Origin of the sequence: Kaistia geumhonensis, from assembly GCF_030815145.1 — a bacterium.
Classification (GTDB): domain Bacteria; phylum Pseudomonadota; class Alphaproteobacteria; order Rhizobiales; family Kaistiaceae; genus Kaistia; species Kaistia geumhonensis.
The window spans coordinates 1228826-1254052 of record NZ_JAUSWJ010000001.1 but is presented as its reverse complement, the minus strand read 5'-3'; the positions used below and the strand labels follow the sequence as shown (position 1 = coordinate 1254052).

The window sequence follows — 25227 nt, the reverse complement described above, 5'->3', positions numbered from 1 at the left end:
ACCGCGCCGCCGACGGAACGATGAACTGCCCCCGGCACAAGCAGCCAGGACGCCAACGCATGCTCGTCCCCTCGGGAGCCGGCGGCTCGGCCGGCCCGGGCGGCGGCACCGCCGGCTCCAGCTCCGGCGGCTGATCGTCAAGGCTCGGACTAGGTCACGGCCGCGCAGGACGCGGCCGTGATAGCGGCAAGACCTGCGAAGCGAGACTTGCCACTCAAGACTTGCCAAGACATCCAAGGAGACGCTGCCCGGCCCGGGGCCGGCCGGGTGTTCTGGTCCTTCGTCGTCTCTGACAATGGGACCCCCGCGTTTCCGACGTTCAGGTGTCTACTCTGTTTCCACCATAATTGGTGTTGCCTAACCCGAGCGCGCAGGCCGGCCGATAACGTGGCGCTCGCGATGATTATAAGTATACCACCACCGTACTAAAATTAATAGTCTCAAAACGAGATAGTATTCACTTGAGGTTCCTTATCTTCATCCTCGAATTTCGGCCCCTCGATTCTCAGCCAATCTCTCTCTTCGGAGGGAAGAATGTAGTTCCTCCCGTCATATGTATTAAATCTATTTATGCGGAAGTCTTGCTTCCTAGTATGGCGTCCCTTACTGTCTATAGTTATGATGTATTGATTTGGCGACGACACTGTCCATGCATCTATTCTTCTCTCAGGTAGGCGATCAATAAATTCAAGAATCCTTTCCCTCATGCCTACTTTCGATACGAGCGTTGACCATGCTTCGGTTGGGAGGTGTATCGTTGAGTACAAAGCGGACGCGAGTTCGTCGTCCGAGCAGTTAGCATCCAAGTTAGCTGGATCCACGCGACGATGTCTAGTTAGGGCCGCGGCCAAAGCATGATCTTTGTTCAGCGCCACTTGCCCGTCGCATACTACACACAGCAGGCCTCTCAAAGACTCAGGGAACGATCGCGCGCCCCGCCTAAACTCCGATGGCATCGTATCCCAAATTACAGCGGCCTGAAGCAAAGAGTACCTGGAATTATCTCGGGTGAGAACAAGGCGGCCACCTCCTACAAGTCGTGATACGCTTCGTTGGGAACCGCTCGAGCCCATCGTGAGCACCCTCTGAACCTCCCTCCCGTTGTTAGTGGCTCTGCCACCGGTTGGTTCGCGCTCGTATGAAAACTTGAGAACCTCAGCAAACGGAGCTTCAACCGCAGACCACTTGTCGGATTCTCTTTGCCAGTAAAATCCCGAGTCGTCGTCCATACCAATATTGAGGGTGCCCAAATTGAGGACTTTAAACTGAGACCTAATGTTCTCATTGGCAAATGAACTACGCAGTTTCTGCGCGACCTCCGAGATCGCCTCGAAAATATCATCTGTGGGAAACGACAAATGCCCGCGATCGACCGAGATTGTTGCTCCCGCACCTAAGTCAATTTCCACAGATACATTGGCTGGCAGTTTTATGGGGTCGCGGCTTATTGCCTTGAAGCCTCGCCAAGAGAGGAATGCGTGCCGCTGCGGAACAAGAAATTGATCGTTATTACGAAGTTGAACGACCGCGTCATCTTCCAAATGTAAGTATACGCAACTATTTCCGCCGGGTAGTTCGAAATATGGAAGCCAAACTCGAATTCGGGCCGCGAGAGGCTCAAATGTTAGTTCTTCAGGTCCTAGCCATCTAAGCCGGTTCCGGGCGTCCGATTTGAAGTTGGCTTGCCCGTCACGAAGTTCGGTCATACGCTTTCCGCGCTTATTGAGCTCTAGGCAGTAATCCGAAAGCATATCAGATGAATCGACCCAGCCGGCAGCAAATTGTAGTGCCGGTCCTCCATTGATGTTGTCTTTAAATTCCATCCTGCATGGTAAGAACGAAACAGTGTCCAATATATATTGTGATATCTGCGAAAATATCGGGGTATTAATGTCAAATATGTCTGCGCGAAGCCTGAGGCGTGCTTCAGTTCCATTTGTAGAGCGGCTGGCGCGGGAGAGTTCGCCAAATGACCCTATGCCCTCGGTCGTGAAACGCCAAGCAGTATGATCATGGTCGCCCGCATGGTTGCTGCGGCGTGTCGTCAGCTCAAGTCTGTCCGCAATCATAAAGTAGCTGAGGGCGCCGACTCCGAACTGACCAGTTCGGCCGACGGCGAACCCTTTAGCGTCGGCTTCCCTCTCAAGTGTCCGGGTCGATACGCGGGCCGCGGAGCCGCTCACAAGCAGGTGATTTTCAATTATGTCCTTTGTCATGCCGACACCGTTGTCGACGCACCTTAGCCAGATCCCGTCAATGTCTTCCTCAAGACTCAGGCGGATGCGATGGAATTCGCTCCACTTAGGTGAGAAGTCCGAGGAGCCGGGCTCATCATCTTCAAGCCTCTCGTAAGCAATCTGCTCTTTAACGGCATCAACCGCGTTTTGAAGAAGCTCACGAATTGCGGCTAGCGGATTGCCATAAAGAGCAACGCCAGAGAGAAGGTCTAGAATCCGCTTCGAGTCGGGCCGAAATGCCCCTTCAATATATACGAAGCTGTTGTCCTTCTCCGAAATGTCCGTCGCGAGACGGGAGGGCCATTCCCATTTATATCGATCCCGTTCTATGTCGGGTATTTTGCCCACTCGGAATAGCCCTTCGTGCTCAAGGGCTGCGCAAGTGGCGAGTTCGTGATCCACCGACAGCACGACATCAAGAACAGCCCTGTGCACAGGCGCACTCGGGGTGCGCGCCGTAAGCGAGATGCTCCTGTTCTCAGCGTCCAGATGAAACGCAATCTCGTGATCGCGCTGCCAGAAAATGCGACTCTTGGGAGCGATGTCACGTCGCTCCAAAATGATGCTGGGTGTCCGCTCCGGGTCGAACTCCAGCACGTCTGCAAGCCTCAAAAGCGCGGCGAGATACCTCAGATTCACCGATTGACTAGGGGCGCCCACCAGCTTGGCCTCGAACCGCTCCGAGCGCAGCGCGGAGAGTCCCTCATGATGGCTACGACAAAGTGTGACAAGATCCTCCACCCAGTTCGCGTACAATGATGATTGCAGCTCGGGGAGCGCATTTCTGATCCACTCCTCGCTCCAATCGTTATGCTTATGCCGGCAGTAATAGGAGACGATTTCCTCAACCGTCCTCAAGTTCGACGGCGTGAGCGCATCTGGAGAAATAGGTGCTGTAACCCCGTTGTAGTGTGCATCCAGCCAATGCTGAAAATCTTTGAGATGTTGGGGCGTTAAGTCTCCCGCCAGTCCCGTTAATAGATAGTCGTTGTGTGCTCGCACGATCTTCCTAGAGGGCGACATACCGATGTCGTGCATGTAAGAGCCAAGAAGAAGGAGCGCTAATTCATATGGCCCAAGGGAAACGTCAGGGATTATTAGATCAAATATTCGTTCAGCCACACGAAAGCTATGGTCTTGATCGTGCAGAGTAAAGTCGATAGGTGCTGTACTCGTGCTCCGTAATACCGATTGAGCCTGGTCAAGAGCCAAGCTGAGCGCTGTTTGCTCCTTCCGCGTTAGCTTGCCATCAACTGCCTTCGAGAGCCGTGTTTCATTCCAATTAGGCATACCCACTGACCTATAAACAAGTTTCTCCGCAATATGGCACGACTTCAAAATTTGCCATAGCCGAACCTGGATACGAAAGGCAGCTTGACATGAGCTGTCGCGTATATGTTCGGGGTTTGCTTTCGGTCCACCTACTGGGCGTTCCGACACGCATTCTCCAAGGTCTGCATTTGACGCAAAGCGTACTAAGCGGCAGTTCCAGTTGAGAATGTTCCGAAAACGGTCGTTTTCCGCACCAGCCAACGCCCCTAGCCGTCCGTCATTGCCGCCCGTCGCGGCCATCGCGTCTTGGCCATCCACGTCCCACCCGTCGTCTTGTCCCCGGTCCTTCAAGAAAGACGTGGATGCCCGGGACGGGCCCGGGCATGACGGCGGTGAGGGGTAGCGGCTTGTCGCGCCGGGGAGTCGGGCGGCCTTCGGGCCTTGGCGGGTGGCCCTGCGGTGGGGGTGGCGGAACCGCCTTGGGGCTCGCGGCGACCGGGGGCGTTGCCCCCTGCCATCCGAACGGGAACGCGGCGCCGGTGAACGTGCGGTTGAGGAACCATCGCGGACGCCGCGGATGCGGGGGCAATCGTCCGCCCCTCCACCCGACTAGGAATAAAATCCTTGACAGCGTAACGGTGGTTCGGTAGGGTTCAGGCATCGTCCAAGAGGTGCGGATGCGGCGGCGTTTTGGGGGGCGCGCGTCGTCGGGGCCGGGATCGTCGAGTTTTGCGGAGGCGCCTTGCGGCGCCTTTTTTCATGGCCGCCCTGATGTGGCGGCTGCCTGCTTGTCGTCTGGTCCGGAGGATCGTTTGCCGAGGCTTTCGAAGGCGGATTGGCAGGCGGTGCGGGGGCGCTACGAGGCGACGCTCGATCCGCTGCGCGACATCGCCGAGGCCTTCGGAACGAACGTCGCCGCGCTCTCGGCGCAGGCGAAGCGGGGCGGCTGGCTGCGGCCGGGCGCGACGCCCGGGCCTCCGGTCGAGGGCGACGACGGCAAGCTGCTCGGGCGGCTCTTCCGCGCCTTCGAACGGCAGGTGACCGATCTCGAACAGCGCTTCGCCGCCGGCGGCGGCAGCGTCGAGGAAAAGGATGCGAGGACGCTCGCCGTGCTCGCCAAGACCTTCGAGACCCTTTCGAAGCTGCGCGACGAGCGCGGGGAGGATGTCGATGCAGGTGCTGTCGATCTCGGCGAACTCAGGGCGCGCCTTGCGCAGCGCCTGGCAGCACTCTCTCCGGATGGGCATCCCGGCGTCGACGCTCTCGGAGACGCTGGCGGCGGCGATGACGCCGCGCGAGCTGGCGCTCTTCAACCATGACTGGGATTTCTGGGCGCGCGACGACCAACTGCCGCCGCCCGGCGACTGGCTGACCTGGCTGATGATCGGCGGGCGCGGCGCCGGCAAGACGCGCGCCGGAGCGGAATGGATCCGCGGGCTGGCGCTCGGGCGGCCGGGCTATGCCGCGCGGCCGGTCGGGCGCATCGCGCTGATCGGCGAGACGCTGGCCGATGTCCGCGACGTGATGATCGAGGGCGTCTCCGGGCTGCTCGCGGTGCATCCCAGGGACGAGCGGCCGCAATGGCAGCCCTCGCGGCGGCGACTCGAATGGCCGAACGGGGCGGTGGCGCTCTGCTTCTCGTCCGAGGACCCGGAAAGCCTGCGCGGCCCGCAATTCGAGGCCGCCTGGGCCGATGAACTCGGCAAGTGGCGCCATCAGGAGGCGAGCTGGGACATGCTGCAGTTCGGCCTTCGGCTCGGCGCGCTGCCACGCCAGCTGGTCACCACGACGCCGCGCCCGACTCCGCTCGTGAAGCGGCTGGTCAGGGCCGAGCGCACGGTGATCACGCGGGCCGGCACGGCGGCCAATCTCGGCAATCTCGCGCCGGGCTTCCTGGAGCGGGTCATCGGCCGCTATCGCGGCACGCGGCTCGGACGGCAGGAGATCGACGGCGAGCTGATCGACGATCGCGCCGATGCGCTGTGGAGCCGCGAGGTGATCGAGCGGCTCCGGCTCGGCGCGCCGCCGAAGCTCGCCCGCGTCGTGGTGGCGGTCGATCCCCCGGCGAGCGGGCGGCGCGGGGCGGATGCCTGCGGCATCGTCGGCTGCGGCCTCGCCGAGGACGGCACGGGCTATGTGCTCGCCGATGCGACCATCGCCGAGGTGAAGCCCGAGCGCTGGGCGGCGGCGGCGGTGACGCTCTATCACGCGCTGGAGGCCGATGCGCTAGTGGCCGAGGTCAACCAGGGCGGCGACATGGTGACGAGCGTCATCGGCGAGGTCGATGCGAGCGTGCCGGTGACGCCGGTCCGCGCGACGCGGGGCAAATATCTGCGGGCCGAGCCGGTCGCGGCGCTCTATGCGCAGGGCCGCGTCCGCCATGCCGGCACCTTTCCCCAGCTCGAGGACGAACTGGCTGATTTCGGGCCCGAAGGACTTTCGAGCGGCCGCTCGCCGGACCGGCTCGACGCGCTCGTCTGGGCGCTCACGCATCTCATGCTGCGCCCGGCCGGCGAGCCGCGGCTGCGCAGCCTTTGAAAGGACGATCCGTCATGCTGGAAAGGCTGAGGGCGCGGCTCGCCGCGCTCGCCCCGCCGCGCCGCGAGAGCGGCCGCCCGCCCGAGGCGAAGGCCTCGCGGGCCGGTCCGCTGATCGCGCTGCAGGGGCAGGGACGGGCTGTCTGGTCGCCGCGCGACGCGGCGAGCCTCGCCCGCGAAGGCTTCATGAAGAACGCGGTCGTGCATCGCGCCGTCATGATGATCGCCTCCAGCGCGGCGAGCGTGCCGCTCGTCGCCTATGAGGGCGATGCCGAGCGGCCGGACCATCCGCTGCTCGGCCTTCTCGCCGAGCCGAACCGCCGCCAGAACGGACCCGCCTTCCTCGAGGCGCTGATCGCCAACCTCCTCGTCGCCGGCAACGCCTATGCCGAACTGGTGATGCTGGGCGGCCAGCCGGCGGAGCTGCATGTTCTGCGGCCGGACCGCATGCGCGTCGTGCCGGGGCCGGACGGCTGGCCGGAGGCGTATGAATATAGCGTCGCCGGCCGCACCATCCGCTTCCCCGATCCCGGGGCGGGCGGGCTCGCGCCGATCCTGCACCTGAAGCTCTTTCACCCGCTCGACGACCATTACGGCTTCGCGCCGATCGAGGCGGCGGCGCGGGCGCTCGACCTGCACAACACCGCCGCCGAATGGAACAAGGCGCTGCTCGACAATTCGGCGCGGCCCTCCGGCGCGCTGGTCTATCGCGGCGAGGGCGGCGCCAATCTCTCGCAGGAACAGTTCGAGCGGCTGAAGGCTGAACTGGAGCAGAACTATTCCGGCGCCGTCGCGGCGGGCCGCCCGCTGCTGCTCGAGGGCGGGCTCGACTGGACGTCGATGGCGCTCTCGCCGCGCGACATGGATTTTCTCGAGGCGAAGAACGGCGCGGCGCGCGAGATCGCGCTCGCCTTCGGCGTGCCGCCGATGCTGCTCGCCATCCCCGGCGACAACACCTACGCGAACTATGCCGAGGCCAACCGCGCCTTCTGGCGCCAGACCGTATTGCCGCTCGTCGGGCGGACCGCGGCGGCGCTGACGGCCTGGCTCGCCCCCGCCTATGGCGGCGCGGTGCGCCTCGATTTCGACGCCGACGGCGTGGAGGCGCTCGCCGCCGACCGCGAGTCGCTCTGGCGGCGGGTCGAGGCGGCGAGCTTCCTCAGCCGCGACGAGAAGCGGCAGGCGGTCGGCTATGGCGCCGGGGAGGATGGGGACGGCGAAGGGGAGGGTGGTCCGAAGGGGAGGGCGGCATGAACGAGGTGACAGCATGGACGAGGTGACCCACGCCTTCGCGACGCGCGGCGATCTCGGGCATCTCGCGCTCTTCCTCTGGGCGTCGGGATCGAGCGGGCTGCTCGTCTGGGCGCTGCGCGAGCTTGCCGCCTCCAACCGCCGCTTCAACGACTTCGTCGCCGAGATCGCGCGGCTCAACCACTTCTTCAGCGACGACGGCTAAGCGATTCAGGAGATTCGAGAATGGCAACGCTCTTCAAGCGCCTGATGAAGCGCGAGCATGACGACCACCGGCAGGTGTTCCGCGATTTCGCCGGCGTGCTGGAGCGGCTCGTGCGGCGGAGATAACGGTCAGTCGAGGGCGATGCCGGTTTCGACCGGAAGGCCGGGCCCGGCATTGCCGAGATAGCCGCCGGCGAGAGCGAAATCGTCGGCGACGGGCGCGGGATCAGGGAGAGGGCTCCGATCGGGGATCGGAAGCCGATCGCGACATGCGCCGCCCCTTCAGGGGCGATCTGACCGGCCGTCAACGGCTCCCCGACTTCCAGAAAGATCTCATGACCGGCGCGCGCAAGCGGGCCGGCGAAGGAGAACGCATGCTTCCACAGAACCCGACCGCGATACCCGCTCTCGAGCAGAAGGCGGCCGCGGCCGACCTTTCCGGGGTCGATGCCGAGGGCAGCTTCCACGGCTATGCGAGCCTTTTCGGCATCGCCGATCTCGCCGGCGACACGGTCATGCGCGGCGCGTTCCAGCGCTCCATCGCCGCCCGCCAGCCCTCGGGCATCCGCATGCTCTACCAGCACGATCCCGCCGAGCCGATCGGCGTCTGGACCGAGATCCGCGAGGACGGCCGCGGCCTCTTCGTGCGCGGCCGGCTGATGCTCGATGTCGGGCGGGCCCGCGAGGTCGCGAGCCTGATGCGGGCCGGCGCGCTCGACGGGCTCTCGATCGGCTTCAAGACCGTCCGCGCCCGTGCCGACCGGCAGGCCGGCGTGCGCCGCCTCACCGAGATCGACCTCTGGGAGATCTCGGTCGTCACCTTCCCCATGCAGCCCGACGCCCGCGTCAGCGCGGTCAAGGCCGACCCGAACCAGCCCTCGTCACGCCTGGCGGCGCGCATGCGCCACGCCGCGCTGAGCCTCAACCGAAGGAACCCGAAATGAGCACTCCGAACACGCGCGTCGCCGCCCCCGAGACGAAGGCGGCGGATCCGAAGGCCGCCGAGACCAAGTCTGCCGAAACAAAGGCCGCCGAGAGTGGCGATGTCGCCGCCGCCTTCGATGACTTCATGCATGCCTTCGAGGCCTTCAAGGAGACGAATGACGAACGGCTCGCCGAAATCGAGCAGAAGCTCGTGGCCGATCCGCTGACCTCCGAGAAGCTCGACCGCATCAACCGCGCGCTCGACGAACTGACGCTGAAGGGTCGCCGCCCGCCGCTCGGCTCCGAGCCGCGCGGCACGCGCGGGCCGAGCGAGCACAAGGCGGCCTTCGAGGCCTATGTGCGCGGCGGCGACGAGGACGGGCTGCGCCGGGTCGAGCAGAAGGCGCTTTCGGCCGGCTCCAATGCCGATGGCGGCTATCTGGTGCCGGTCGAGACCGAGACGGAGATCGCCAAGCGCCTCGCCGCCATCTCGCCGATCCGCGCCATCGCCGATGTGCGCCAGGTCTCGTCGGGCACCTATCGCAAGCCCTTCATGACCGCCGGTCCCGCCGTCGGCTGGGCCGGCGAGACGGACGCCCGCAGCCAGACTACCTCGCCCACCATCGCAGCGCTCGATTTCCCGGCGATGGAACTCTATGCGATGCCCGCCGCGACGCCGGCGCTGCTCGACGACGCCGCGGTCAATATCGACGAGTGGATCGCCGCCGAGGTCGAGGCCGCCTTCGCCTCGCAGGAGGGCACCGCCTTCGTCTCCGGCGACGGCACCAACAAGCCGAAGGGCTTCCTCGCCTATACGACGGCCGCCGAAACCGCCTGGAGCTGGGGCAAGATCGGCTATGTCGTGACCGGCGTCTCCGGCGCGCTGCCGGCCTCGAACCCGTCCGACGTGCTCATCGATCTCGTCTATGCGCTGAAGGCCGGCTACCGCGCCAATGCCCGCTTCGTGCTCAACCGCCGCACCCAGGCGGCGATCCGCAAGCTGAAGGACGCGGACGGCAACTATCTCTGGCAGCCCGCGGCGAGCGCCGGCGGCGAAGCCTCGCTGCTCGGCTTTCCCGTCTCCGAGGCCGAGGACATGCCCGATATCGGCGCCAACGCGCTCGCGCTCGCCTTCGGCGATTTCCGTCGCGGCTATCTCGTCGTCGACCGCATCGGCGTGCGCGTGCTGCGCGATCCCTATTCGGCCAAGCCCTATGTCCTCTTCTACACGACCAAGCGTGTCGGCGGCGGCGTCCAGGACTTCGACGCGATCAAGCTGCTGAAATTCGGCACGAGCTGAGGAGCGCGCCTCCCGCTTCCGCGAGGCTCATGCCGAGGAGCGGCGCCGACCTCCCGCGGCGCCGCTCCACCCCTTTCTCCTTCGACGATTTCCATGCGAGGCACCCATGACCACCGCCCTCATCTCCGGGCCGACTATCGAGCCCGTGACGCTCGCCGACGTGAAGGCGCATCTCAGGCTCGACACGCCCGACGAGGACGCTCTGCTTCAGGCCGCGATCGTCGCGGCGCGCGTCCATATCGAGGCCGTCACGCGGCGCTGCCTGATCCGCCAGCTCTGGCGCATCTATCGCGACGACTGGCCGGAGGGCCGGGCGGTGCCGATCCCGCTCTCGCCGATCATCGCCGTCAACGCCGTCACCTTCTACGACATTGCGGGCGTCGCGCGGAGCTGGGGTCCGGAGCACTGGCGGATCGACCTTTCGGCACAACCGGCGCGGCTCGTCGCGAAGATGCGGCCGGCGGCGGCGCTCTACGACAACGGCATCGAGATCGACGTCGTCGCCGGCTATGGCGTGTCGTCGATCGACGTGCCGGCGCCGCTCCGCCAGGCGGTGATGGTGCTGGTCGCGGCCTGGTACGAGGCGCGCGGCACGGTCGGGCATGATTTCGCGGGCGCGATCGCGCCGCCCGGTTTCGATGCGCTGATCGCGCCCTTCAAGGTGCGCTCGCTGTGAGGCCCGAATTCGAACCGGGCTGGATCGCCCATCGCATCGTGATCGAACAGCCGACATCGACGGCGGACGGCAGCGGCGGCGCGATCGTCGCCTTCGCGACGCTCGCGACCGTCTGGGCCGCGGTCGAGCCGGTGCGGGCGGCGGCGACCGCGGATGCCGACCGCCTCGGTGCCGCGATCACCCACCGCGTCACCATCCGCTGGCGCGACGATGTCGTCCCCGGCATGCGCATCCGCCATCGCGGCCGCAAGCTCGCGGTCGAGACGGTGACCGATCCCGACGAGCGGCGGCGCTTCCTGTTGATCGAGGCGAGGGAGGAACTGTGATGGCGAGAACCGAAAAGGGCGGCGATCTGGCGCGCTCCATCGCCGCCGGGTTGCGGGTGCCGATCGAGACGGCCGTCCGCGCCCGCGCCGGCGAGGTGGCGGCGGCGCTCGGCGGCGCGGTCGAGGGCGGCAGCGCGCGCGCCGAGACATCGGCGGGCGGCGCCAGCGTGCATGTGGCCGGGCCGGGGTTGTTCGCGCGCGAGTTCGGCGCGATCGACGGCACCAGCGATCCCGCGCTCGCCCCGGCGCTCGGCCGCCTGAAACGGAGGCGCCCGTGACCGCCGACAGCACCGCCGCGCTCGACCTGCAGGCCGCGATCCGCGCCCATCTCCTCGCCGACGCCGATCTCCTCGCGGCGCTCGGCGGCCCGAAGCTCTTCGACGGCGCGCCGCGCGGCACGCCCTTTCCCTATGTGACCTTCGGACCGGCGAGCCAGGGCGACTGGAGTGACGGCGAGACCTCGGGCGCCGATGTCGCGCTGACGCAGAATGTCTGGTCGCGCGCGGCCGGCAAGCGCGAGGCCTGGGCGATCGTCGGGCTGCTGATGCGCCTCCTGCACGACGCCACGCTGGCGCTCGGCGCGCGGCGGCTCGTCAAGCTCACAGCCGTCTTCGCCGAGGTGCGGCGCGAGGCGGACGGCATCACCGAGCGCGGCGTGCTGCGCCTCTCCGCGCTCGTCGAGGGCTGAGGCCCGTCACCGCAAAGGATCGGATCATGACCGCTCAGAAGGGCAGGGATCTCCTGCTCAAGATCGACACGACCGGCAGCGGCGCCTTCCAGACCGTTGCCGGGCTTCGGACCCGCCGGCTCGCGCTGAATGCCGAGACGGTGGACATCACCGACGCGGATTCGGCCGGCCGCTGGCGCGAGCTGCTCGCCGGCGCCGGCGTGCGCCGCGCGAGCCTTTCCGGCTCCGGCATCTTTCGCGACGCCGCCACCGACGCCGCGGCGCGCAGCCTGTTCTTCGACGGCACGATCCGCGCCTGGCAGGTGATCCTGCCCGATTTCGGCACGCTGGCCGGGCCGTTCCAGATCACCGCGCTCGAATATGCCGGCGAGCATGACGGCGCGGTGACCTACGAGATCGCGCTCGAATCCGCCGGCGCGCTCACCTTCACGGAGGCCTGAGCCATGGCCAACCGCCACCGCGGCGAGATCGAGGCCATGCTCGACGGCCGGCCGCGCACGCTGTGCCTGACGCTGGGCGCGCTGGCCGAACTCGAAGGCGCGTTCGGCGCCGAGGACCTGCCGGCGCTCGCCGCGCGCTTCTCCGGTGGCCGACTCTCCGCGACCGATCTCGTGCGCATCATCGGCGCGGGCCTGCGCGGCGCCGGGGAGGATATCGACGATGCCGCCGTCGCGGCTCTGCGTGCCGATGGCGGCGCCGGCGGCTTCGCGCGCATCGCCGCCGACCTTCTCACCGCCACCTTCGGCGGGGGCGAGGCGTGACGGCGGAGCCGTTCCCCTGGCGCGCCGCCATGGCCTTCGGCTTCGGTACGCTGCGCCTTGCGAGCCGCGACTTCTGGGCCATGACGCCGCGCGAACTCGCCGCCGCGATCGAAGGCGTCTCCGGTCGCCGCGCCGCGCCGATGGACCGCGCGGCCTTCGATGCGCTGGCGGCGCGGTTTCCCGATACGCGGCCCGAAGGAGGCTGACCATGACGGCATCGATCGACGAACTCACCGTGACGGTTTCGGCCGATACGAGCGGCTTCCGGCAGGCGCTGGACGATCTCGGCAAGCGGGCCGACAGCTTCGCCTCCGCCATCACCAGGGCCTTCGCCGGCGCCGTCACGGGCGGCAAGGATCTCGACGACGTCCTGAAGGGGCTGGCGCTGCGGCTCTCCTCGATCGCGCTCGACGCGGCGCTGAAGCCGCTCTCGAACGGGTTCGGCGCGATCCTCGGCGGTCTCGCCGGCAGCCTCGGCGCCACCGCCTTCGCCAAGGGCGGGATCGTGCCCTTTGCCGATGGCGGCGTCGTCTCGCGGCCGACCTATTTCCCGCTATCGGGCGGCCTCGGGCTCGCCGGCGAAGCGGGAAGCGAGGCCATCCTGCCGCTCCGGCGCGGCGCCGATGGCAGCCTCGGCGTCGCCGGCGGCGGAGCGGGCGCCGTCACCGTCAATGTCGCGATCCAGACGGCGGATGCCGCGAGCTTCCGCAAATCCGAAGCGCAGGTGACGGCGGCGCTGGCGCGCGCCGTCGGCCGCGGCCGACGCGGCCTTTGAGGAGAGCCCGATGCCGCTCATCGAGGGATTTCACGATGTCCGCTTCCCGACGGGGATCAGCCTGCGCTCCGGCGGAGGGCCGGAGCGCAAGACCGAGATCGTGGCGCTGGCTTCGGGACGGGAAAAGCGCAACCAGCGCTGGGCCGACTCCCGCCGCCGCTACGACGCCGGCTATGGCGTGCGCTCGCTCGCCGACATCCATGCCGTGATCGCTTTCTTCGAGGAGCGGCGCGGCCGGCTGTTCGGCTTCCGCTGGCTCGACCGCACCGACGACGCCTCGGCGCCGCCCGGGACCGAGCCGACGCCCTTCGACCAGGTGCTCGGCACGGGCGACGGCGCGACGGCCGTCTTCCAGCTCGTGAAGCGCTATGGCAGCGACCACGCGCCCTATGCGCGGACGATCGCCAAGCCCGTCGCCGGCAGCGTCCGCGTCGCGGTCGGCTCGGCCGAGGCGGCGCCGGGGCATGTCGCGATCGATCACGCCACCGGCCGCGTGACCTTCGCGCCGGGCCATATCCCGCCGTCCGGCGCCATCGTCACCGCCGGCTTCCGCTTCGACGTGCCGGTGCGCTTCGATACCGACGCCCTCAGCATCAACCTCGCCGCCTTCGAGGCCGGCGAAATCCCGTCCATTCCGCTCGTGGAGATCCGGCCGTGAGGGCACTTCCCGAGGGCCTCGCCGCCCATGTCGCCGGCGAGGCGACGACGCTCTGCCAATGCTGGCGGCTGACGCTGAAGGACGGCACGCGGCTCGGCTTCACCGATCACGACCGCGATCTCGCCTTCGACGGCACGCTGTTCGAGGCGGCGAGCGGGCTCTCGGCGAGCGAGGCGGTCAGCGAGGCGGGCTTCGCGACCGGCGGGCTCGAGGTCGCCGGCGCGCTCACCTCCGACCGCATCTCGGCCCATGACCTCGCCATCGGCCGCTTCGACCATGCCGCCGTCGAGGTCTTCACCGTGAACTGGCAGGCGCCGGACGAGCGCCTCCTTGTTCGCGCCGGGCATGTCGGCGAGGTGGTGAGCGAGGACGGCGCCTTCCGCGCCGAAATCCGCGGGCCGGCGGCGGTGCTGGACGAGCCGCGCGGACGGTTCTTCCGCTCGGCCTGCGACGCCGATCTCGGCGATACACGCTGCGGTGTCGACCTCACGTCGCCCGCCTATGCCGCGACTGCCACCGTCCTTGCCGCGACCGACGCCCGGCTGTTCGCGGTGTCGGGGCTCGGCGACTTCGGGGCGTCCTGGTTCGAGCGCGGCCGCGCCCGCTTCACAAGCGGCGCCAATGCGGGCTTCGCCTCGGCGATCAAGATGCAGCGCGTCGTCGAGGGCGCGATGGTCCTCGCGCTCTGGTCGGCGGCGCCGTTCCCGATCGCGCCGGGCGACACGCTGGCGCTCACCGCCGGCTGCGACAAGCGCTTCGCCACCTGCCGCGACCGCTTCGGCAACGCGCTCAACTTCCGCGGCTTCCCCCATATGCCGGGCAACGATTTCACCCTCGGCTACGCCCGCTCCGGCAGCCACAATGACGGCTCGCCGGTGGGGTGAGGCACGGCCGCTTCCCTCTCCCGCGAAGCTGGGAGGGGCAGGGCGGGGGCTCCTTGAGACGGCCGGGCCAGATGCACCGGCCGCGAGGCCTCCTCTCCAGCTCTCCCCCACGAGGGGGGCCGATCGCGGACTGCATCGGGGGGGCGGGCTACCCGGGATCCGTTCAGAGGAGGCTGTCATGACCGTCGTCATGCGGGACGTCATTGTCGGCGCTGCGCTCGATTGGCTCGGCACGCCCTATCGGCATCAGGCGTCGCTGAAGGGCGTCGGGGCGGATTGCCTGGGGCTGGTGCGCGGGGTGTGGCGCGAGATCTATGGCGCCGAGGCCGAGGCGGTGCCGGCCTATACGCCGGACTGGGCGGAGGCGCGCGGGGCGGAGACGCTGCGCGATGCCGCGCGGCGGCACATGACCGAGGTCGCGGTGAGCGCGGTGCTGCCCGGCGACCTGCTGCTCTTTCGCTGGCGCGAGGGGATGCCCGCCAAGCATGCGGCGATCCTCGTCGCGCCGGAGCGCCTTATCCACGCCCATGACGGCGCCGCCGTCGCGCTCGCGCATCTGGCGCCATGGTGGCGCCGCCGCCTCGCCTTCGCCTTCGTCTTTCCCGGAGTGACGCCCTGATGGCCACCATCGTCCTGCAGGCCGCCGGCGCGGCCGTCGGCGGCGTCTTCGGTCCGCTCGGCGCCGTCATCGGCGGAGCGGTCGGCGCGCTCGCCGGCAATGTCATCGACCGCTCGCTGTTCGGCAGCGACAGCGAGGGCGCGCGGCTCTCCGATCTCGACGTGCAGCGCTCGGAAGAGGGCGCGCCGATCCCGCGGCTCTACGGCCGCGCGCGCCTCTCGGGCCAGGTGATCTGGGCGACGCGCTTCGAGGAGGTGACGAGCGAGGAGGGCGGCAAGGGCGGCCCGACCGTCACCAGCTATGCCTATTACGCGAACTTCGCCGTCGCGCTGTGCGAAGGGCCGGTTGCGCGGGTCGGCCGCTGCTGGGCCGATGGCGAGGAACTCGATCTCTCGACGCTCGCCTGCCGCCTCCTGACCGGCGCCGAGGACCAGATGCCGGACAGCCTGATCGAGGCCAAGCAGGGCGCGGCCGGCACGCCCGCCTATCGCGGCACCGCCGTCATGGTGTTCGAGCGGCTGCCGGTCGGCGCGTTCGGCAACCGCCTGCCGCAGCTGGCCTTCGAGGTGTTCCGCCCGGTCGGCGGCGTCGAGGAGGCGGTGCGCGCGGTGGTGGTGATCCCGGCGGCGTCGGAATTCGCCTATGACCCCGAGCCCGTCTACCGCATCGGCACGCCCGGCAGCCGTCCGGCGCTCAACCGCCACCAGGATGTGGTGAAGACCGACTGGCGCGCCTCGCTCGACGAATTGCAGGCGATCTGCCCGAACCTCGAACGGGTCGCGCTCGCCGTGAGCTGGTTCGGAGACGATCTCCGCGCCGATCGCTGCACGGTGGCGCCGCGGGTCGAGACGGCGAGCGGCGCGACGGTGCCGGAATGGCGCGTCGCGGGGCTCGCGCGCGGCTCCGCGCAGCTGGTCAGCCAGATCGACGGCCGGCCGGCCTTCGGCGGCACGCCCTCGGACGACGGCGTCGTCCGCGCGCTCCGCGACGTGAAGGCGCGCGGGCTCGGCGTGACTTTCTATCCGTTTCTGATGATGGACATCCCGGCCGGCAGCGGCCTCGCCGATCCCTATGGCCGGGGCGAGCAGCAGGCCTATCCCTGGCGCGGCCTGATCACCGCCTCGCTCGCGCCGGGCGTTTCCGGCTCGCCCGACAGGACGGCGGCGGTCGCGGCCGAGATCGCCGCCTTCATGGGCACCGCGGCGCCGGCCGACTACGCCGTCTCGGGCGGCGCCGTCGTCTATTCCGGCCCGGCCGAATGGTCGTATCGGCGCATGGTCCTGCATGCCGCGCATCTCTGCGTGGCGGCGGGCGGCGTCGACGGCTTCCTGATCGGCTCGGAGCTGCGCGGCCTCACCACGCTGCGATCCGGCCCCTCGGCCTATCCCTTCGTCGCGGCGCTTCGCACGCTCGCCGCCGATGTGCGCAGCGTGCTCGGCAGCGGCACGAAGATCTCCTATGCCGCCGACTGGAGCGAGTATTTCGGCCACCAGCCGGGCGACGGCAGCGGCGACGTGCATTTCCATCTCGATCCGCTTTGGGCGGACGCGGCGATCGACGCGGTCGGCATCGATCTCTATGTGCCGCTGTCCGACTGGCGTGACGGGGCGGGCCATCGCGACGCCGCGCGGGCGGAGAGCGGCCACGACACGGCCTATCTCGCGGCCAATATCGAGGGCGGCGAGGGCTTCGACTGGTATTATGCGAGCGAGGCCGACCGGGCGGCGCAGATCCGCTCGCCGATCACCGACGGCGCCCATGGCAAGCCCTGGGTCTACCGGTACAAGGCGCTGGCCGACTGGTGGGGCAACCGCCATTTCGACCGGCCGGGCGGCGTCGAGGCGGCGGCGCCGACCGCATGGCTCGCCGGCATGAAGCCCATCTGGCTGACCGAGCTCGGCTGCCCGGCCGTCGACAAGGGCGCCAACGAGCCGAACGTCTTTCCCGATCCGAAGGTCGGCGGCGCGCGGCTGCCGCATTTCTCGAGCGGCGGGCGCGATGGCCTGATGCAGGAGCGGGCGCTCGCGGCGCTGCTCGCCTATCGCGATCCGGCCGCGCCGGGCTTCGTTGCTGCGCGCAATCCCCTCTCCGCCGTCTATGGCGGACGCATGATCGATGTCGCGTGGAGCCATGTCTGGGCCTGGGACGCGCGGCCGTTCCCGGCCTTTCCCCTCATGACGGATGTCTGGTCGGACGGCGGCAACTGGGAGACGGGCCACTGGCTGAACGGGCGGCTCGGCGCGCTGTCGCTGACGCGGCTCATTGCCCGCATCCTCGCCGACTACGGGATCTCCGGCGCCTCGATCGGCGATCTCGACGGCATGGTCGACGGTTATGTCGTCGAGCGGGCCGGCGCCGCGCGCGACGCTTTGAAGCCGCTTGCCGACATCTTCGGCTTCACGGTCGGCGAGCGGGGCGCGGGGCTCGCCTTCCTGCGGCGCGGCCTGCCGCGCATGACCATCGCGCCGGAGGATTTCGTGGAAGAGGACGGCGTGCCGATGCTCCAGATCCGGCGGGCGCAGGAGACCGAACTGCCGGCCGAACTCGCGCTCTCGTTCCGCGACGGCCTCTCCGACTATCGCAGCCGGTCGGTCGCCTCGCGGCGGCTGGAGACGGCGAGCCGGCGGCAGGCGGCGCTCGCGGCGGCGATCGTCACCGACGACGGCGTCGCCACCACGCTCGCCGATGCGAGGCTGCAGGACGCCTTCGACGGCCGCGAAACGCTCGCCTTCGCGCTGCCGCCCGGCGCGCTCGCCCTCGAGGCGGGCGATGTCGTGACGCTCGCCGGCAGCGGCGGAGCGCGGATGCTGCATGTGACACGGATCGAGGACGCCGCAGCCCGGCGCATCGAGGCGCGCGCCCTCGATCCGACCGCCTCGGCGCAGCCGATCGGAAGCGGCGCCAGCGCGCCCCCGGTCCGGCGCGCCGAGGCGGGCCCACCAGCGGTGACGGTGCTCGACCTGCCGTCGCTCACCAGTGCCGAGGCGGGCGCGGCGCCGCGCCTCGCGGTCTTCGCCGATCCTTGGCCGGGGCCGATGTCGGTCGCCATCGGCAGTGCGGAGGCCGGGTTCCGCCATCGCCAGCGGGTCGACCAGCGCGCGACGACCGGCACGATCGATGGGCCCGTTCCCGCAGGCCCCATCGCCCGCTTCGACGAGGCGGCGGCGATCGAGGTCACGCTCGCCAGCGGCGCACTGTCCTCGCTGCCGGCCGAAGCGGTGCTGAATGGCGGCAATCTCGCGGCGATCGGCAGCGAGGCGGCCGGCTTCGAACTGATCCAGTACCGGAGCGCGACGCTGATCGGCCCGCGGCGCTATCGCCTGACGGGGCTCCTGCGCGGGCAGGGCGGCACCGGCGACCGCGCGGCGGCGGGGCACGCGGCGGGAGCGCGGTTCGTCCGGCTCGACGCCGCCGTTCCGCTCCTCGAACTCGACGCGTCGGAGATCGGCCTCGAACGGCGGATGCGCGTCGGCCCGCTCGGCGCGGCCTATGACGCCGACCGGTTCACGGATCGCGCCTTCGCCGTGGCGGGGAGGGGGCTCGTCTGCCTCGCCCCGGTGCATCTTCGCGGCGGCCGCGAGGCGAGCGGCGACGTGGCGCTGACATGGATCCGCCAGACGCGCCGCGACGGCGACCGCTGGGACCAAGCCGAGGTGCCGCTCGGCGAGGAGCGCGAGGCCTATCGCGTCGATCTGCTCGAAGGGTCGGCGGTCCGCGCCAGCCGCACCGTCGCGGTGCCGGCGGCGCTGTTCACGGCCGCGGAACTCGCGGCCGTCCTGTCATCGCCCGGCGCCGCCTTCACGGCGCGCGTCTGCCAGCTCGGCGCCACCTCCGGCGCCGGCCTCACCACGGAGATCGTCGTTCATGGCTGATCCGCTCGCGACGCCGCATCTGGCGCTGCCCTATCTCGCGGCCGCGCAGGCGCAGAAGCATGTGACCCACAACGAGGCGCTCCGGCTCATCGACGCGATGATGCATCTCGCCGTGGAGGCCTCCGGCGCGACGGTGCCGCCATCGGCGCCGGTGGAGGGCAGCCGCTACCTGCTCGGCGCGAGCCCCTCGGGCGCCTGGGCCGGCAAGGGCGGCATGCTCGCGATCTTCGTCGACGGCGCCTGGCTGTTCGCGGCGCCGTCGATCGGCTGGCTCGCCTATGACAAGGCGGCGGACGCCGTCCTTGTCAGGAAGGCGTCGGGCTGGGTCGCGATCTAGGGCGCGGGGACGACCTGGTAGACGACGCCCGACGGGCCGTAATAGGGGCTGTAGTAGACCCCGCCGCAGCTGTAGATCACGGTCGGGCCGGCGATCGTCACGCAGCTGCGCGGCAGCGAGGCGACGGTCGCCCCGACGGCGGCGCCGACCACCGCACCGGCGACGGCCGCGCCCGCGACAGCGCCGGCCGGAGCGCCCCAGCCGCCATAGCCGTAGCGCGGCGCATAGCCATAGCGCGGCCCGCCGGCGGCGAAGCTGTCGCTATAGGCATGGACACCGCCGGCCGGGCCGCGCCAGACGCCGGCGCTGTGCGCGGCGACCCAGGCGGAAGCCGGCATCGCGGAGGCGAGGAGCGAGCCGGCGGCAAGAAGAGCGAGAACCGGCTTCGAGACAGAAATCTTCGACATGGCTGTTTCCTTCAGCGTCGCGGTTCGTTTCAGTTCTGGCCGACCGGCAGGAAGTCGATCGAGGACGCACCGGCGGGCGGCACGAAGGCAAAGGCCTCCGGCGGTGGCGTCGCCTTCAGGTTCCAGCCACGGAAATTGACCATGAAGCGGGGCTCGCGCGGCGCGTCGGTGTAGGTGACGGCGAAGAAGATCGGCAGGTTGTTGCCGGCATCGAGCCAGAGCTGCCATTCGAGCCCCGGCGCGGAGAAGACGAGATGATTGGCGTTCTGGCCGTCGATCGTCGTCGGACCGGCGTCGTAGGCGTTGACGAGGTTCTTCGTCAGCACCGCATAGGGATCGGGGGAGAGGAAATCGGCGATCGAGAATTCGATGCCACGTTCCTCGGCGAGCTTCTTGAAGAACTCCTCGATCTGGCCGGCGGCGAACGGCGCCGTGACGTAGAGATTCTTCGCGTGATCGAAGGCGGTGAAGGTCTTGCCGTCATAGACGAAGGTCGTGTCGGCACCGTTGACGACCGCGTCGGCGCGGAACTTGTTCGGCCGCTCGGCAATCACCTCCGAGGTCGTGATCTGCGTGATCATCTGGCCCTGCGAGGTCGGTACCTCGCGGAAATCGATCGCGCCGAGCTGGATCACCTGGGCCGAAGCGAGCGTGTCGCTCATCTTCTTCAGCAGCGTCAGCGCGCTCTGCTCGACAATCGGCTTCGGCGCCTCGTCGGCCGCCAGGGCCGGTGCCGCGAAGGGCGCAAGGCCCAGGAAGCCGCTGATCACGGCAGCGCACCAGAACGTCTTCTTCATCATCGATGGCCTCGCAAGCGAATAGACGAACCGCGCTTCGGCGGCAGCCGGCGGCGATCCCGCGCGAAGCAGAATCAATATTCGTTACGGATCGATGAAAGGCGAGGGCGGATCGCACCGCGCACAAAGAAAGAGCCCGCCGTCGGGGGATCGGCGGGCTCACCGGCGTGGGGCCGGGTTTGGATCGCGAACGATCCGGCCATACAACAGCCGGGTTCGTCGTCGGTTCCACCGGGTCTCGATTTTTTCGCAAGGTGGCGCGCCGAGCCGCCGCGTTGCGCAAAACCCCGGTTCTCACTAAGCGGATGTCCGAGGGCTCGACCGACGGGGATGTTTCATGATCGGCGCCGATTCGCAGGCCAAGGTTCAGGACGGATCGAAACGCGATATCGTCTTCATTCATTTCCTCCGGGGCCTTGCACCGCTCCTGGTTATCTTTGCGCACGTTCCGGGCCTGTGGCTGCTCGAGCGGAACGAGACCTGGTCCGTTTTCCAGTTCTACAAGATCGCGATCCTCGGTCCGCTCCAGATATCGGACGGAGGCGGCCATTTCGGCGTCGTGGTCTTTTTCCTCATCAGCGGCTACATCATCAGTGCCGTCGCCGTTCGGGAGACGCGGACCGAGTTCTTCGTCAAGCGCGTCCTCAGAATTTTCCCGACACTCCTTGCAGCGACGGCTATCGCCTTCGTCATCGTCAAGTTGTCGGAGGCCTTCGCGTTGGGGCCGATCTATTCGACGGATGCGACGAAGCTGATCGACTTCCTCAAGAGCGCGGTGATGATCAGCTGGATCTTTCCCTCCCCGCGCGCGCTCTCCGTCGCCTGGAGCCTGATGCCGGAGCTCATCTTCTATCTTATCGTCTTCGTTCTTCTCGGCCTCATGAAGAGGGCTCCCATCAAGGCGACGCTGGTCATGATCCTGATCTACTGCGCCTTGACCTTTCCGATGGCCCTGTCGCCGTATCTCGCCTATCTGGGCTACTTTACCATCTATCTGCCGATCCTGATCATCGGGCGGATTTTTTACCTCGAACAGCGGAAGCAGATCGAGGTCCGGGCTGCGATGGCCCTGATCATCCTTTGCGCCGCCATGTTCGTGTCCGTCTACAGCGTCCGGTTTCCGGGCGAGTTGTTCAATGTCGGAAACGGGCGCATCTGGAACTATATATATGCCCTCGGTCTGTTCTACGGCCTGATGGTCTCCGATATGAAATATGTCCCGAGGCCGATCGCGTATTGTGCCGATATCAGCTACGCGCTCTATCTCGTTCATCTTCCCGTCGGCATTTTCGTGCTGAACCTGTTGGACGGCTCACCGATCCCGTTCGGGCTGCGCAGCTTCCTCGCGATCGCCGCCGCATTCGCTGCCGCGCATGTCGTCCACATCGTTGTGGAGCGGCCGGCGCAGCAATGGGCGCGTCGCATTCTGAGGCGTGGACCCCCGCTCGCCGTGACGCAAACATCCGTCACTCCTGCCGGCTGACCGCCCAGGCGGCACAGCTCGCCCTCAGCCCGACAGCAGTTCGCCGACCAGGACGGCGCCGGAGCCGACGGTGTCGAGGATGCCGAACGCGCCGATGTCGTGGCGGCCCGACCAGTGGTGATGGATCGCCTCATAGGCGGTCTCGGCGCCGATCAGCGCGATGACCAGGAACAGGGCGCGCCAGCCGTTCCGAACATAGTGCCCCGACAGCATGCCGCCGAGAGCCGAGACGAGGATCGCCTTCAGCATGATTCACCTTCCCCGATCCCCAGCGCCCGATGGGATCGGCCACGATCCCGGCGAAGCTGTGGCAGACATCTTCACCGAAGAAGGAGACACCCCATGATGCGCGACAACGATGCCGCAGGCCGCCTCGCGCAGGCCCTTCTCCCCGCCGTCGCCGAGGCGGCCGGGCGCAGCGGCGCGCCGCTTTCCGAGCAGCAGCTGCCCGCCCTTGCCGGATCGCTCGCCGGTGCGATCGCCGGCGACCCCGCCCTCGCCCATGCCGTGAACGGCGAGCCCTGGTATCGCTCGCGCGTCACCTGGGGCGCGCTGGTGGCCGCCTTCGCTCCGCTCGTCGGCCTCCTTGTGGGTCACGAACTTCGACCGGACGAACGCTCGATGCTGGTGGACCTCGCCACGGCAGGCGGTACGATGGCCGGCGCGGCGCTCGCGCTCTATGGCCGCTGGGCGGCGCGGGTGCCGATCGGCGGGCGCTGAAGGGGGCGTTCAGCCGGCGTTCATTCGACCCTGCTAGAAGAACGGCCATGATCTCGCCGCGCCTCTTGCTTCTCATCGCCGTCATCGGGCTCCTCCAGCCCGGGACGGCGTTCGCGCAGGGCTGCCTCTCGCAGGCCGAGGCGCGCCAGGCGGTGCAGAACGGCGAGGCGATCTCGCTCAGCCAGGTGCGGGGCAGCCTTCCGGGCGACGTCGTCTCGGCGCAGCTCTGCCGCGGGGGCGGCGGGCTCGTCTATGTGGTCAACGTGCTGGGCGAGGGGGGCAAGGTCCAGCGGCTCACGATCGACGCCCGCAGCGGCGCCGTCGCCGGCAACTGAACCGGCTCGCCGGTCACTGACTTGGGAACTGCCCATGCGAATTCTCGTCGTCGAAGACGATCCCGACCTGAACCGCCAGCTCGGCGAAGCCTTCCGCAATGCCGGCTACACGGTGGACACCGCGCGCGACGGCGAGGAGGGGCATTATCTCGGCGACACCGAGCCCTATGACGCCGTCGTGCTCGATATCGGCCTGCCGCGCATGGACGGCATCAGCGTGCTCGAGGCCTGGCGCCGCGAGGGACGCAACATGCCGGTGTTGATCCTCACGGCGCGCGACCGCTGGAGCGACAAGGTGCAGGGCATCGACGCCGGCGCCGACGACTATGTCGCCAAGCCCTTCCATATCGAGGAGGTGCTGGCCCGCATCCGCGCGCTTGTGCGCCGCGCCGCCGGCCACGCCACCAACGAGATCGAGTGCGGCCCGGTGCGCATCGACACCAAGGCGAGCCGCGTCACCGTCGACGGCAATCCGGTGAAGCTCACCTCGCATGAATACAAGGTGCTCGAATATCTGATGCACCACCGCGACCGCGTCGTATCGCGCACCGAGCTGATCGAGCATCTCTACGACCAGGATTTCGACCGCGACTCGAACACGATCGAGGTCTTTGTCGGGCGGCTGCGCAAGAAGGTGGCGCCCGACCTCATCGATACGGTGCGCGGGCTCGGCTACCGGATCGTCACGCCGAAAAGCTCATGAGCGGCGACGGCAGGCTCGCCAGGCCCGCGAGGGCGGGCGGTCGGCGCGGCTGGCGGCCGCGCCTCGATTCGCTCGCCTTCCGCCTCGTCGCCGGCGCCGCGGTCTGGGCGGCGATCGCGCTCGTCGCCGCGGCGCTGATCCTCACCGCGCTCTATCGCGACACGGTCGAGCGCGGCTTCGACGAGCGGCTCGCCGTCTATCTGAAGACGCTGGTCGGCAACCTCGCCAACCAGACGCCCGGCCAGCTCGGCGATCCCGGCAATCTCGGCGAACAGCGCTTCGAACTCATCTATTCCGGCTGGTACTGGCAGGTGCGCCAGGAGGGCGGCCCGGTGGTGCTCGCCTCGCGCTCGCTGGCGACCGACACGCTCGATCTCGCCAAGGCGCGCGACGCGAAGACGGTCGACGGCGTCGAATCGGCCGTCATGACCGGGCCCGACGGGCAGGAGCTGCGCGTCCTCAGCCGCACGATCATCTTCGATGCCGATCACCGCTACGACGTGCTGATCGCGGGCAATGCCAGCGATCTGGAGCAGGAGATCCGCTCCTTCCGCACCAGCGTGATGCTGACGCTGGCCGTGTTCGGCGCCGGGCTCATCGCCGCGACGGGCGTGCTGATCCGCCTCGGGCTGCGGCCGCTCGACCGCGTACGGCGCAGCCTCGCCGAGATGCGCTCCGGCCGCGAGCAGCGGCTGGAAGGACCATTCCCCGCCGAACTCGAACCGCTCGCCCGCGAACTCAACGCGCTCATCGCCTCCAACCAGGAGATCATCGAGCGGGCGCGCACCCATGTCGGCAACCTCGCTCATGCGCTGAAGACGCCGCTTTCCGTCATCACCAACGAGGCGCGATCGGCGGGCGGTCCGCTCGCGGCCAAGGTGATCGAGCAGGCCGAGATCATGCGCATGCAGATCAACCACCATCTCGACCGCGCGCGCATCGCGGCGCGCTCCAAGGTGATCGGAGCGGTGACCGAGGTGCAGCCGGTTCTGGAGCGGCTGGTGCGCGCCATGGGCCGCATCCATGGCGACCGCGGCATCGAGGTCGCGCTCACCGTCGCGCCGGGCGCCCGCTTCCGCGGCGAGCAGCAGGATCTCGAGGAGATCACCGGCAATCTCGTCGACAATGCCTGCAAATGGGCGGCGTCGCGGGTCGCGGTCACGGTCGAGCGGATCGGGGAGGGCGAGGATGCCGTCGTCGTCGTCCGCGTCGACGACGACGGCCCCGGCCTGACGGAAGCGGAAATGGCCGAGGCCACCCGCCGTGGCCGCCGCCTCGACGAGAGCAAGCCGGGCTCGGGGCTTGGCCTTTCGATCGTCACCGACCTCGCCGGGCTCTATGGCGGCGACTTCGCGATGGACAGGTCGCCGCTGGGCGGATTGCGCGCGGTGGTCACGCTGCCGGCCGCCGACGCCTGAGACGACGCGTCGTCATCGATCGGTAACCAAATTTCCGCCATCT

General features: G+C 68.3%; 28 protein-coding genes. 24 read left to right on the top strand and 4 right to left on the bottom strand.

Annotated elements, in window-relative coordinates; genetic code table 11:
* Nucleotides 1–440: 440 nt before the first annotated feature.
* The gene (locus QO015_RS05950; RefSeq protein ID WP_442358270.1) at nt 441–3527 is read right to left on the bottom strand and encodes an HD domain-containing protein; all 3087 of its coding nucleotides are present in this window, start codon (nt 3525–3527) and stop codon (nt 441–443) included.
* Between the two features lie 794 nt (nt 3528–4321).
* On the opposite strand from QO015_RS05950, the gene QO015_RS05945 reads away from it, so the two are divergent.
* The 19 genes from QO015_RS05945 (at nt 4322) to QO015_RS05855 (ending at nt 19321) form a co-directional block, all read left to right on the top strand.
* Nucleotides 4322–4828: a hypothetical protein gene (locus QO015_RS05945; protein ID WP_266280831.1), complete on the top strand. Its 507-nt coding sequence runs from the start codon at nt 4322–4324 to the stop codon at nt 4826–4828.
* Entirely contained in the window at nt 4749–6047 is a 1299-nt protein-coding gene (locus QO015_RS05940) for a DNA-packaging protein (RefSeq protein ID WP_370877399.1), read from the top strand. Before QO015_RS05945 ends, QO015_RS05940 begins: the two co-directional genes overlap by 80 nt.
* Before the next feature lie 14 nt (nt 6048–6061).
* Entirely contained in the window at nt 6062–7300 is a 1239-nt protein-coding gene (locus QO015_RS05935; RefSeq protein WP_266280833.1) for a phage portal protein, read from the top strand.
* A gap of 13 nt (nt 7301–7313) precedes the next feature.
* The gene (locus QO015_RS05930; protein ID WP_266280835.1) at nt 7314–7502 is read left to right on the top strand and encodes a hypothetical protein; all 189 of its coding nucleotides are present in this window, start codon (nt 7314–7316) and stop codon (nt 7500–7502) included.
* 373 nt (nt 7503–7875) lie between these two features.
* Nucleotides 7876–8445, top strand: coding sequence for an HK97 family phage prohead protease (locus tag QO015_RS05925; protein WP_266280836.1), 570 nt, complete (start codon nt 7876–7878; stop codon nt 8443–8445).
* The gene (locus tag QO015_RS05920; RefSeq protein ID WP_266280838.1) at nt 8442–9725 is read left to right on the top strand and encodes a phage major capsid protein; all 1284 of its coding nucleotides are present in this window, start codon (nt 8442–8444) and stop codon (nt 9723–9725) included. Before QO015_RS05925 ends, QO015_RS05920 begins: the two co-directional genes overlap by 4 nt.
* 106 nt (nt 9726–9831) lie before the next feature.
* Nucleotides 9832–10401, top strand: coding sequence for a head-tail connector protein (locus tag QO015_RS05915; protein ID WP_266280839.1), 570 nt, complete (start codon nt 9832–9834; stop codon nt 10399–10401).
* Entirely contained in the window at nt 10398–10727 is a 330-nt protein-coding gene (locus QO015_RS05910; protein WP_266280840.1) for a phage head closure protein, read from the top strand. Before QO015_RS05915 ends, QO015_RS05910 begins: the two co-directional genes overlap by 4 nt.
* Nucleotides 10727–11005 carry a hypothetical protein gene (locus QO015_RS05905; protein WP_266280841.1) on the top strand — a complete coding sequence of 93 codons (279 nt, stop codon included), beginning with the start codon at nt 10727–10729 and terminating at the stop codon, nt 11003–11005. The genes QO015_RS05910 and QO015_RS05905 overlap by 1 nt, the downstream gene beginning before the upstream one ends.
* On the top strand, nt 11002–11415 hold the full coding sequence (locus tag QO015_RS05900) for a DUF3168 domain-containing protein (RefSeq protein ID WP_266280842.1): 414 nt from the start codon (nt 11002–11004) through the stop codon (nt 11413–11415). The genes QO015_RS05905 and QO015_RS05900 overlap by 4 nt, the downstream gene beginning before the upstream one ends.
* A 26-nt stretch (nt 11416–11441) precedes the next feature.
* Nucleotides 11442–11855 carry a phage major tail protein, TP901-1 family gene (locus QO015_RS05895; RefSeq protein WP_266280844.1) on the top strand — a complete coding sequence of 138 codons (414 nt, stop codon included), beginning with the start codon at nt 11442–11444 and terminating at the stop codon, nt 11853–11855.
* Nucleotides 11856–11858: 3 nt separating this feature from the next.
* Nucleotides 11859–12176: a gene transfer agent family protein gene (locus tag QO015_RS05890; RefSeq protein ID WP_266280846.1), complete on the top strand. Its 318-nt coding sequence runs from the start codon at nt 11859–11861 to the stop codon at nt 12174–12176.
* Nucleotides 12173–12382, top strand: a complete 210-nt coding sequence (locus QO015_RS05885) for a rcc01693 family protein (RefSeq protein WP_266280849.1) — start codon at nt 12173–12175, stop codon at nt 12380–12382. The genes QO015_RS05890 and QO015_RS05885 overlap by 4 nt, the downstream gene beginning before the upstream one ends.
* 2 nt (nt 12383–12384) lie before the next feature.
* Complete coding sequence (locus QO015_RS05880; RefSeq protein ID WP_266280850.1) at nt 12385–12951, top strand: phage tail tape measure protein; 567 nt, start codon at nt 12385–12387, stop codon at nt 12949–12951.
* Nucleotides 12952–12961: 10 nt separating this feature from the next.
* Entirely contained in the window at nt 12962–13609 is a 648-nt protein-coding gene (locus QO015_RS05875; RefSeq protein ID WP_266280852.1) for a DUF2460 domain-containing protein, read from the top strand.
* On the top strand, nt 13606–14493 hold the full coding sequence (locus QO015_RS05870; RefSeq protein ID WP_266280853.1) for a phage/gene transfer agent baseplate hub protein: 888 nt from the start codon (nt 13606–13608) through the stop codon (nt 14491–14493). Before QO015_RS05875 ends, QO015_RS05870 begins: the two co-directional genes overlap by 4 nt.
* Before the next feature lie 178 nt (nt 14494–14671).
* A complete protein-coding gene (locus QO015_RS05865) occupies nt 14672–15112 on the top strand; it encodes an NlpC/P60 family protein (RefSeq protein ID WP_266280855.1) in 441 nt (146 codons plus the stop codon).
* Nucleotides 15112–18984 (top strand): baseplate multidomain protein megatron, encoded by a 3873-nt coding sequence (locus QO015_RS05860; protein WP_266280857.1) that lies wholly within the window; start codon nt 15112–15114, stop codon nt 18982–18984. Before QO015_RS05865 ends, QO015_RS05860 begins: the two co-directional genes overlap by 1 nt.
* Entirely contained in the window at nt 18977–19321 is a 345-nt protein-coding gene (locus QO015_RS05855; RefSeq protein WP_266280859.1) for a DUF2793 domain-containing protein, read from the top strand. Before QO015_RS05860 ends, QO015_RS05855 begins: the two co-directional genes overlap by 8 nt.
* Here the strand turns inward: QO015_RS05855 and QO015_RS05850 are convergent.
* Nucleotides 19318–19728 (bottom strand): hypothetical protein, encoded by a 411-nt coding sequence (locus tag QO015_RS05850; protein ID WP_266280861.1) that lies wholly within the window; start codon nt 19726–19728, stop codon nt 19318–19320. The genes QO015_RS05855 and QO015_RS05850 overlap by 4 nt on opposite strands.
* 29 nt (nt 19729–19757) lie before the next feature.
* A complete protein-coding gene (locus tag QO015_RS05845) occupies nt 19758–20528 on the bottom strand; it encodes a DUF2092 domain-containing protein (protein WP_266280863.1) in 771 nt (256 codons plus the stop codon).
* 334 nt (nt 20529–20862) lie between these two features.
* On the opposite strand from QO015_RS05845, the gene QO015_RS05840 reads away from it, so the two are divergent.
* Complete coding sequence (locus tag QO015_RS05840) at nt 20863–22008, top strand: acyltransferase family protein (RefSeq protein ID WP_266280865.1); 1146 nt, start codon at nt 20863–20865, stop codon at nt 22006–22008.
* Nucleotides 22009–22032: 24 nt separating this feature from the next.
* On the opposite strand, the gene QO015_RS05835 is transcribed toward QO015_RS05840, so the two are convergent.
* A complete protein-coding gene (locus QO015_RS05835; protein ID WP_266280867.1) occupies nt 22033–22257 on the bottom strand; it encodes a hypothetical protein in 225 nt (74 codons plus the stop codon).
* Nucleotides 22258–22350: 93 nt separating this feature from the next.
* Here QO015_RS05835 and QO015_RS05830 point away from each other — a divergent pair, with 93 nt between their 5' ends.
* The 4 genes from QO015_RS05830 to QO015_RS05815 are packed head-to-tail and all read left to right on the top strand — an operon-like array spanning nt 22351 to nt 25184.
* Entirely contained in the window at nt 22351–22728 is a 378-nt protein-coding gene (locus QO015_RS05830; protein ID WP_266280869.1) for a hypothetical protein, read from the top strand.
* A 47-nt stretch (nt 22729–22775) separates the two neighbouring features.
* Complete coding sequence (locus QO015_RS05825; protein WP_266280871.1) at nt 22776–23063, top strand: PepSY domain-containing protein; 288 nt, start codon at nt 22776–22778, stop codon at nt 23061–23063.
* Between the two features lie 34 nt (nt 23064–23097).
* Nucleotides 23098–23766, top strand: a complete 669-nt coding sequence (locus QO015_RS05820; protein ID WP_266280873.1) for a response regulator transcription factor — start codon at nt 23098–23100, stop codon at nt 23764–23766.
* Nucleotides 23763–25184: an ATP-binding protein gene (locus tag QO015_RS05815; protein WP_266280875.1), complete on the top strand. Its 1422-nt coding sequence runs from the start codon at nt 23763–23765 to the stop codon at nt 25182–25184. The genes QO015_RS05820 and QO015_RS05815 overlap by 4 nt, the downstream gene beginning before the upstream one ends.
* Nucleotides 25185–25227: the final 43 nt, after the last annotated feature.

What these genes read in the sequence shown, in the direction of transcription:
- QO015_RS05875 (WP_266280852.1), top strand. Translation starts at nt 12,962, where the DNA reads ATGCCGCTCATCGAGGGATTTCACGATGTCCGCTTCCCGACGGGGATC.
- QO015_RS05880 (WP_266280850.1), top strand. Translation starts at nt 12,385, where the DNA reads ATGACGGCATCGATCGACGAACTCACCGTGACGGTTTCGGCCGATACG.
- QO015_RS05935 (WP_266280833.1), top strand. Translation starts at nt 6,062, where the DNA reads ATGCTGGAAAGGCTGAGGGCGCGGCTCGCCGCGCTCGCCCCGCCGCGC.
- QO015_RS05820 (WP_266280873.1), top strand. Translation starts at nt 23,098, where the DNA reads ATGCGAATTCTCGTCGTCGAAGACGATCCCGACCTGAACCGCCAGCTC.
- QO015_RS05850 (WP_266280861.1), bottom strand. Translation starts at nt 19,728, where the DNA reads ATGTCGAAGATTTCTGTCTCGAAGCCGGTTCTCGCTCTTCTTGCCGCC.
- QO015_RS05890 (WP_266280846.1), top strand. Translation starts at nt 11,859, where the DNA reads ATGGCCAACCGCCACCGCGGCGAGATCGAGGCCATGCTCGACGGCCGG.
- QO015_RS05840 (WP_266280865.1), top strand. Translation starts at nt 20,863, where the DNA reads ATGATCGGCGCCGATTCGCAGGCCAAGGTTCAGGACGGATCGAAACGC.
- QO015_RS05845 (WP_266280863.1), bottom strand. Translation starts at nt 20,528, where the DNA reads ATGATGAAGAAGACGTTCTGGTGCGCTGCCGTGATCAGCGGCTTCCTG.
- QO015_RS05865 (WP_266280855.1), top strand. Translation starts at nt 14,672, where the DNA reads ATGACCGTCGTCATGCGGGACGTCATTGTCGGCGCTGCGCTCGATTGG.
- QO015_RS05915 (WP_266280839.1), top strand. Translation starts at nt 9,832, where the DNA reads ATGACCACCGCCCTCATCTCCGGGCCGACTATCGAGCCCGTGACGCTC.
- QO015_RS05950 (WP_442358270.1), bottom strand. Translation starts at nt 3,527, where the DNA reads ATGCCTAATTGGAATGAAACACGGCTCTCGAAGGCAGTTGATGGCAAG.
- QO015_RS05855 (WP_266280859.1), top strand. Translation starts at nt 18,977, where the DNA reads ATGGCTGATCCGCTCGCGACGCCGCATCTGGCGCTGCCCTATCTCGCG.
- QO015_RS05940 (WP_370877399.1), top strand. Translation starts at nt 4,749, where the DNA reads ATGGGCATCCCGGCGTCGACGCTCTCGGAGACGCTGGCGGCGGCGATG.
- QO015_RS05920 (WP_266280838.1), top strand. Translation starts at nt 8,442, where the DNA reads ATGAGCACTCCGAACACGCGCGTCGCCGCCCCCGAGACGAAGGCGGCG.
- QO015_RS05835 (WP_266280867.1), bottom strand. Translation starts at nt 22,257, where the DNA reads ATGCTGAAGGCGATCCTCGTCTCGGCTCTCGGCGGCATGCTGTCGGGG.
- QO015_RS05830 (WP_266280869.1), top strand. Translation starts at nt 22,351, where the DNA reads ATGATGCGCGACAACGATGCCGCAGGCCGCCTCGCGCAGGCCCTTCTC.
- QO015_RS05825 (WP_266280871.1), top strand. Translation starts at nt 22,776, where the DNA reads ATGATCTCGCCGCGCCTCTTGCTTCTCATCGCCGTCATCGGGCTCCTC.
- QO015_RS05860 (WP_266280857.1), top strand. Translation starts at nt 15,112, where the DNA reads ATGGCCACCATCGTCCTGCAGGCCGCCGGCGCGGCCGTCGGCGGCGTC.
- QO015_RS05905 (WP_266280841.1), top strand. Translation starts at nt 10,727, where the DNA reads ATGGCGAGAACCGAAAAGGGCGGCGATCTGGCGCGCTCCATCGCCGCC.
- QO015_RS05925 (WP_266280836.1), top strand. Translation starts at nt 7,876, where the DNA reads ATGCTTCCACAGAACCCGACCGCGATACCCGCTCTCGAGCAGAAGGCG.
- QO015_RS05930 (WP_266280835.1), top strand. Translation starts at nt 7,314, where the DNA reads ATGGACGAGGTGACCCACGCCTTCGCGACGCGCGGCGATCTCGGGCAT.
- QO015_RS05895 (WP_266280844.1), top strand. Translation starts at nt 11,442, where the DNA reads ATGACCGCTCAGAAGGGCAGGGATCTCCTGCTCAAGATCGACACGACC.
- QO015_RS05815 (WP_266280875.1), top strand. Translation starts at nt 23,763, where the DNA reads ATGAGCGGCGACGGCAGGCTCGCCAGGCCCGCGAGGGCGGGCGGTCGG.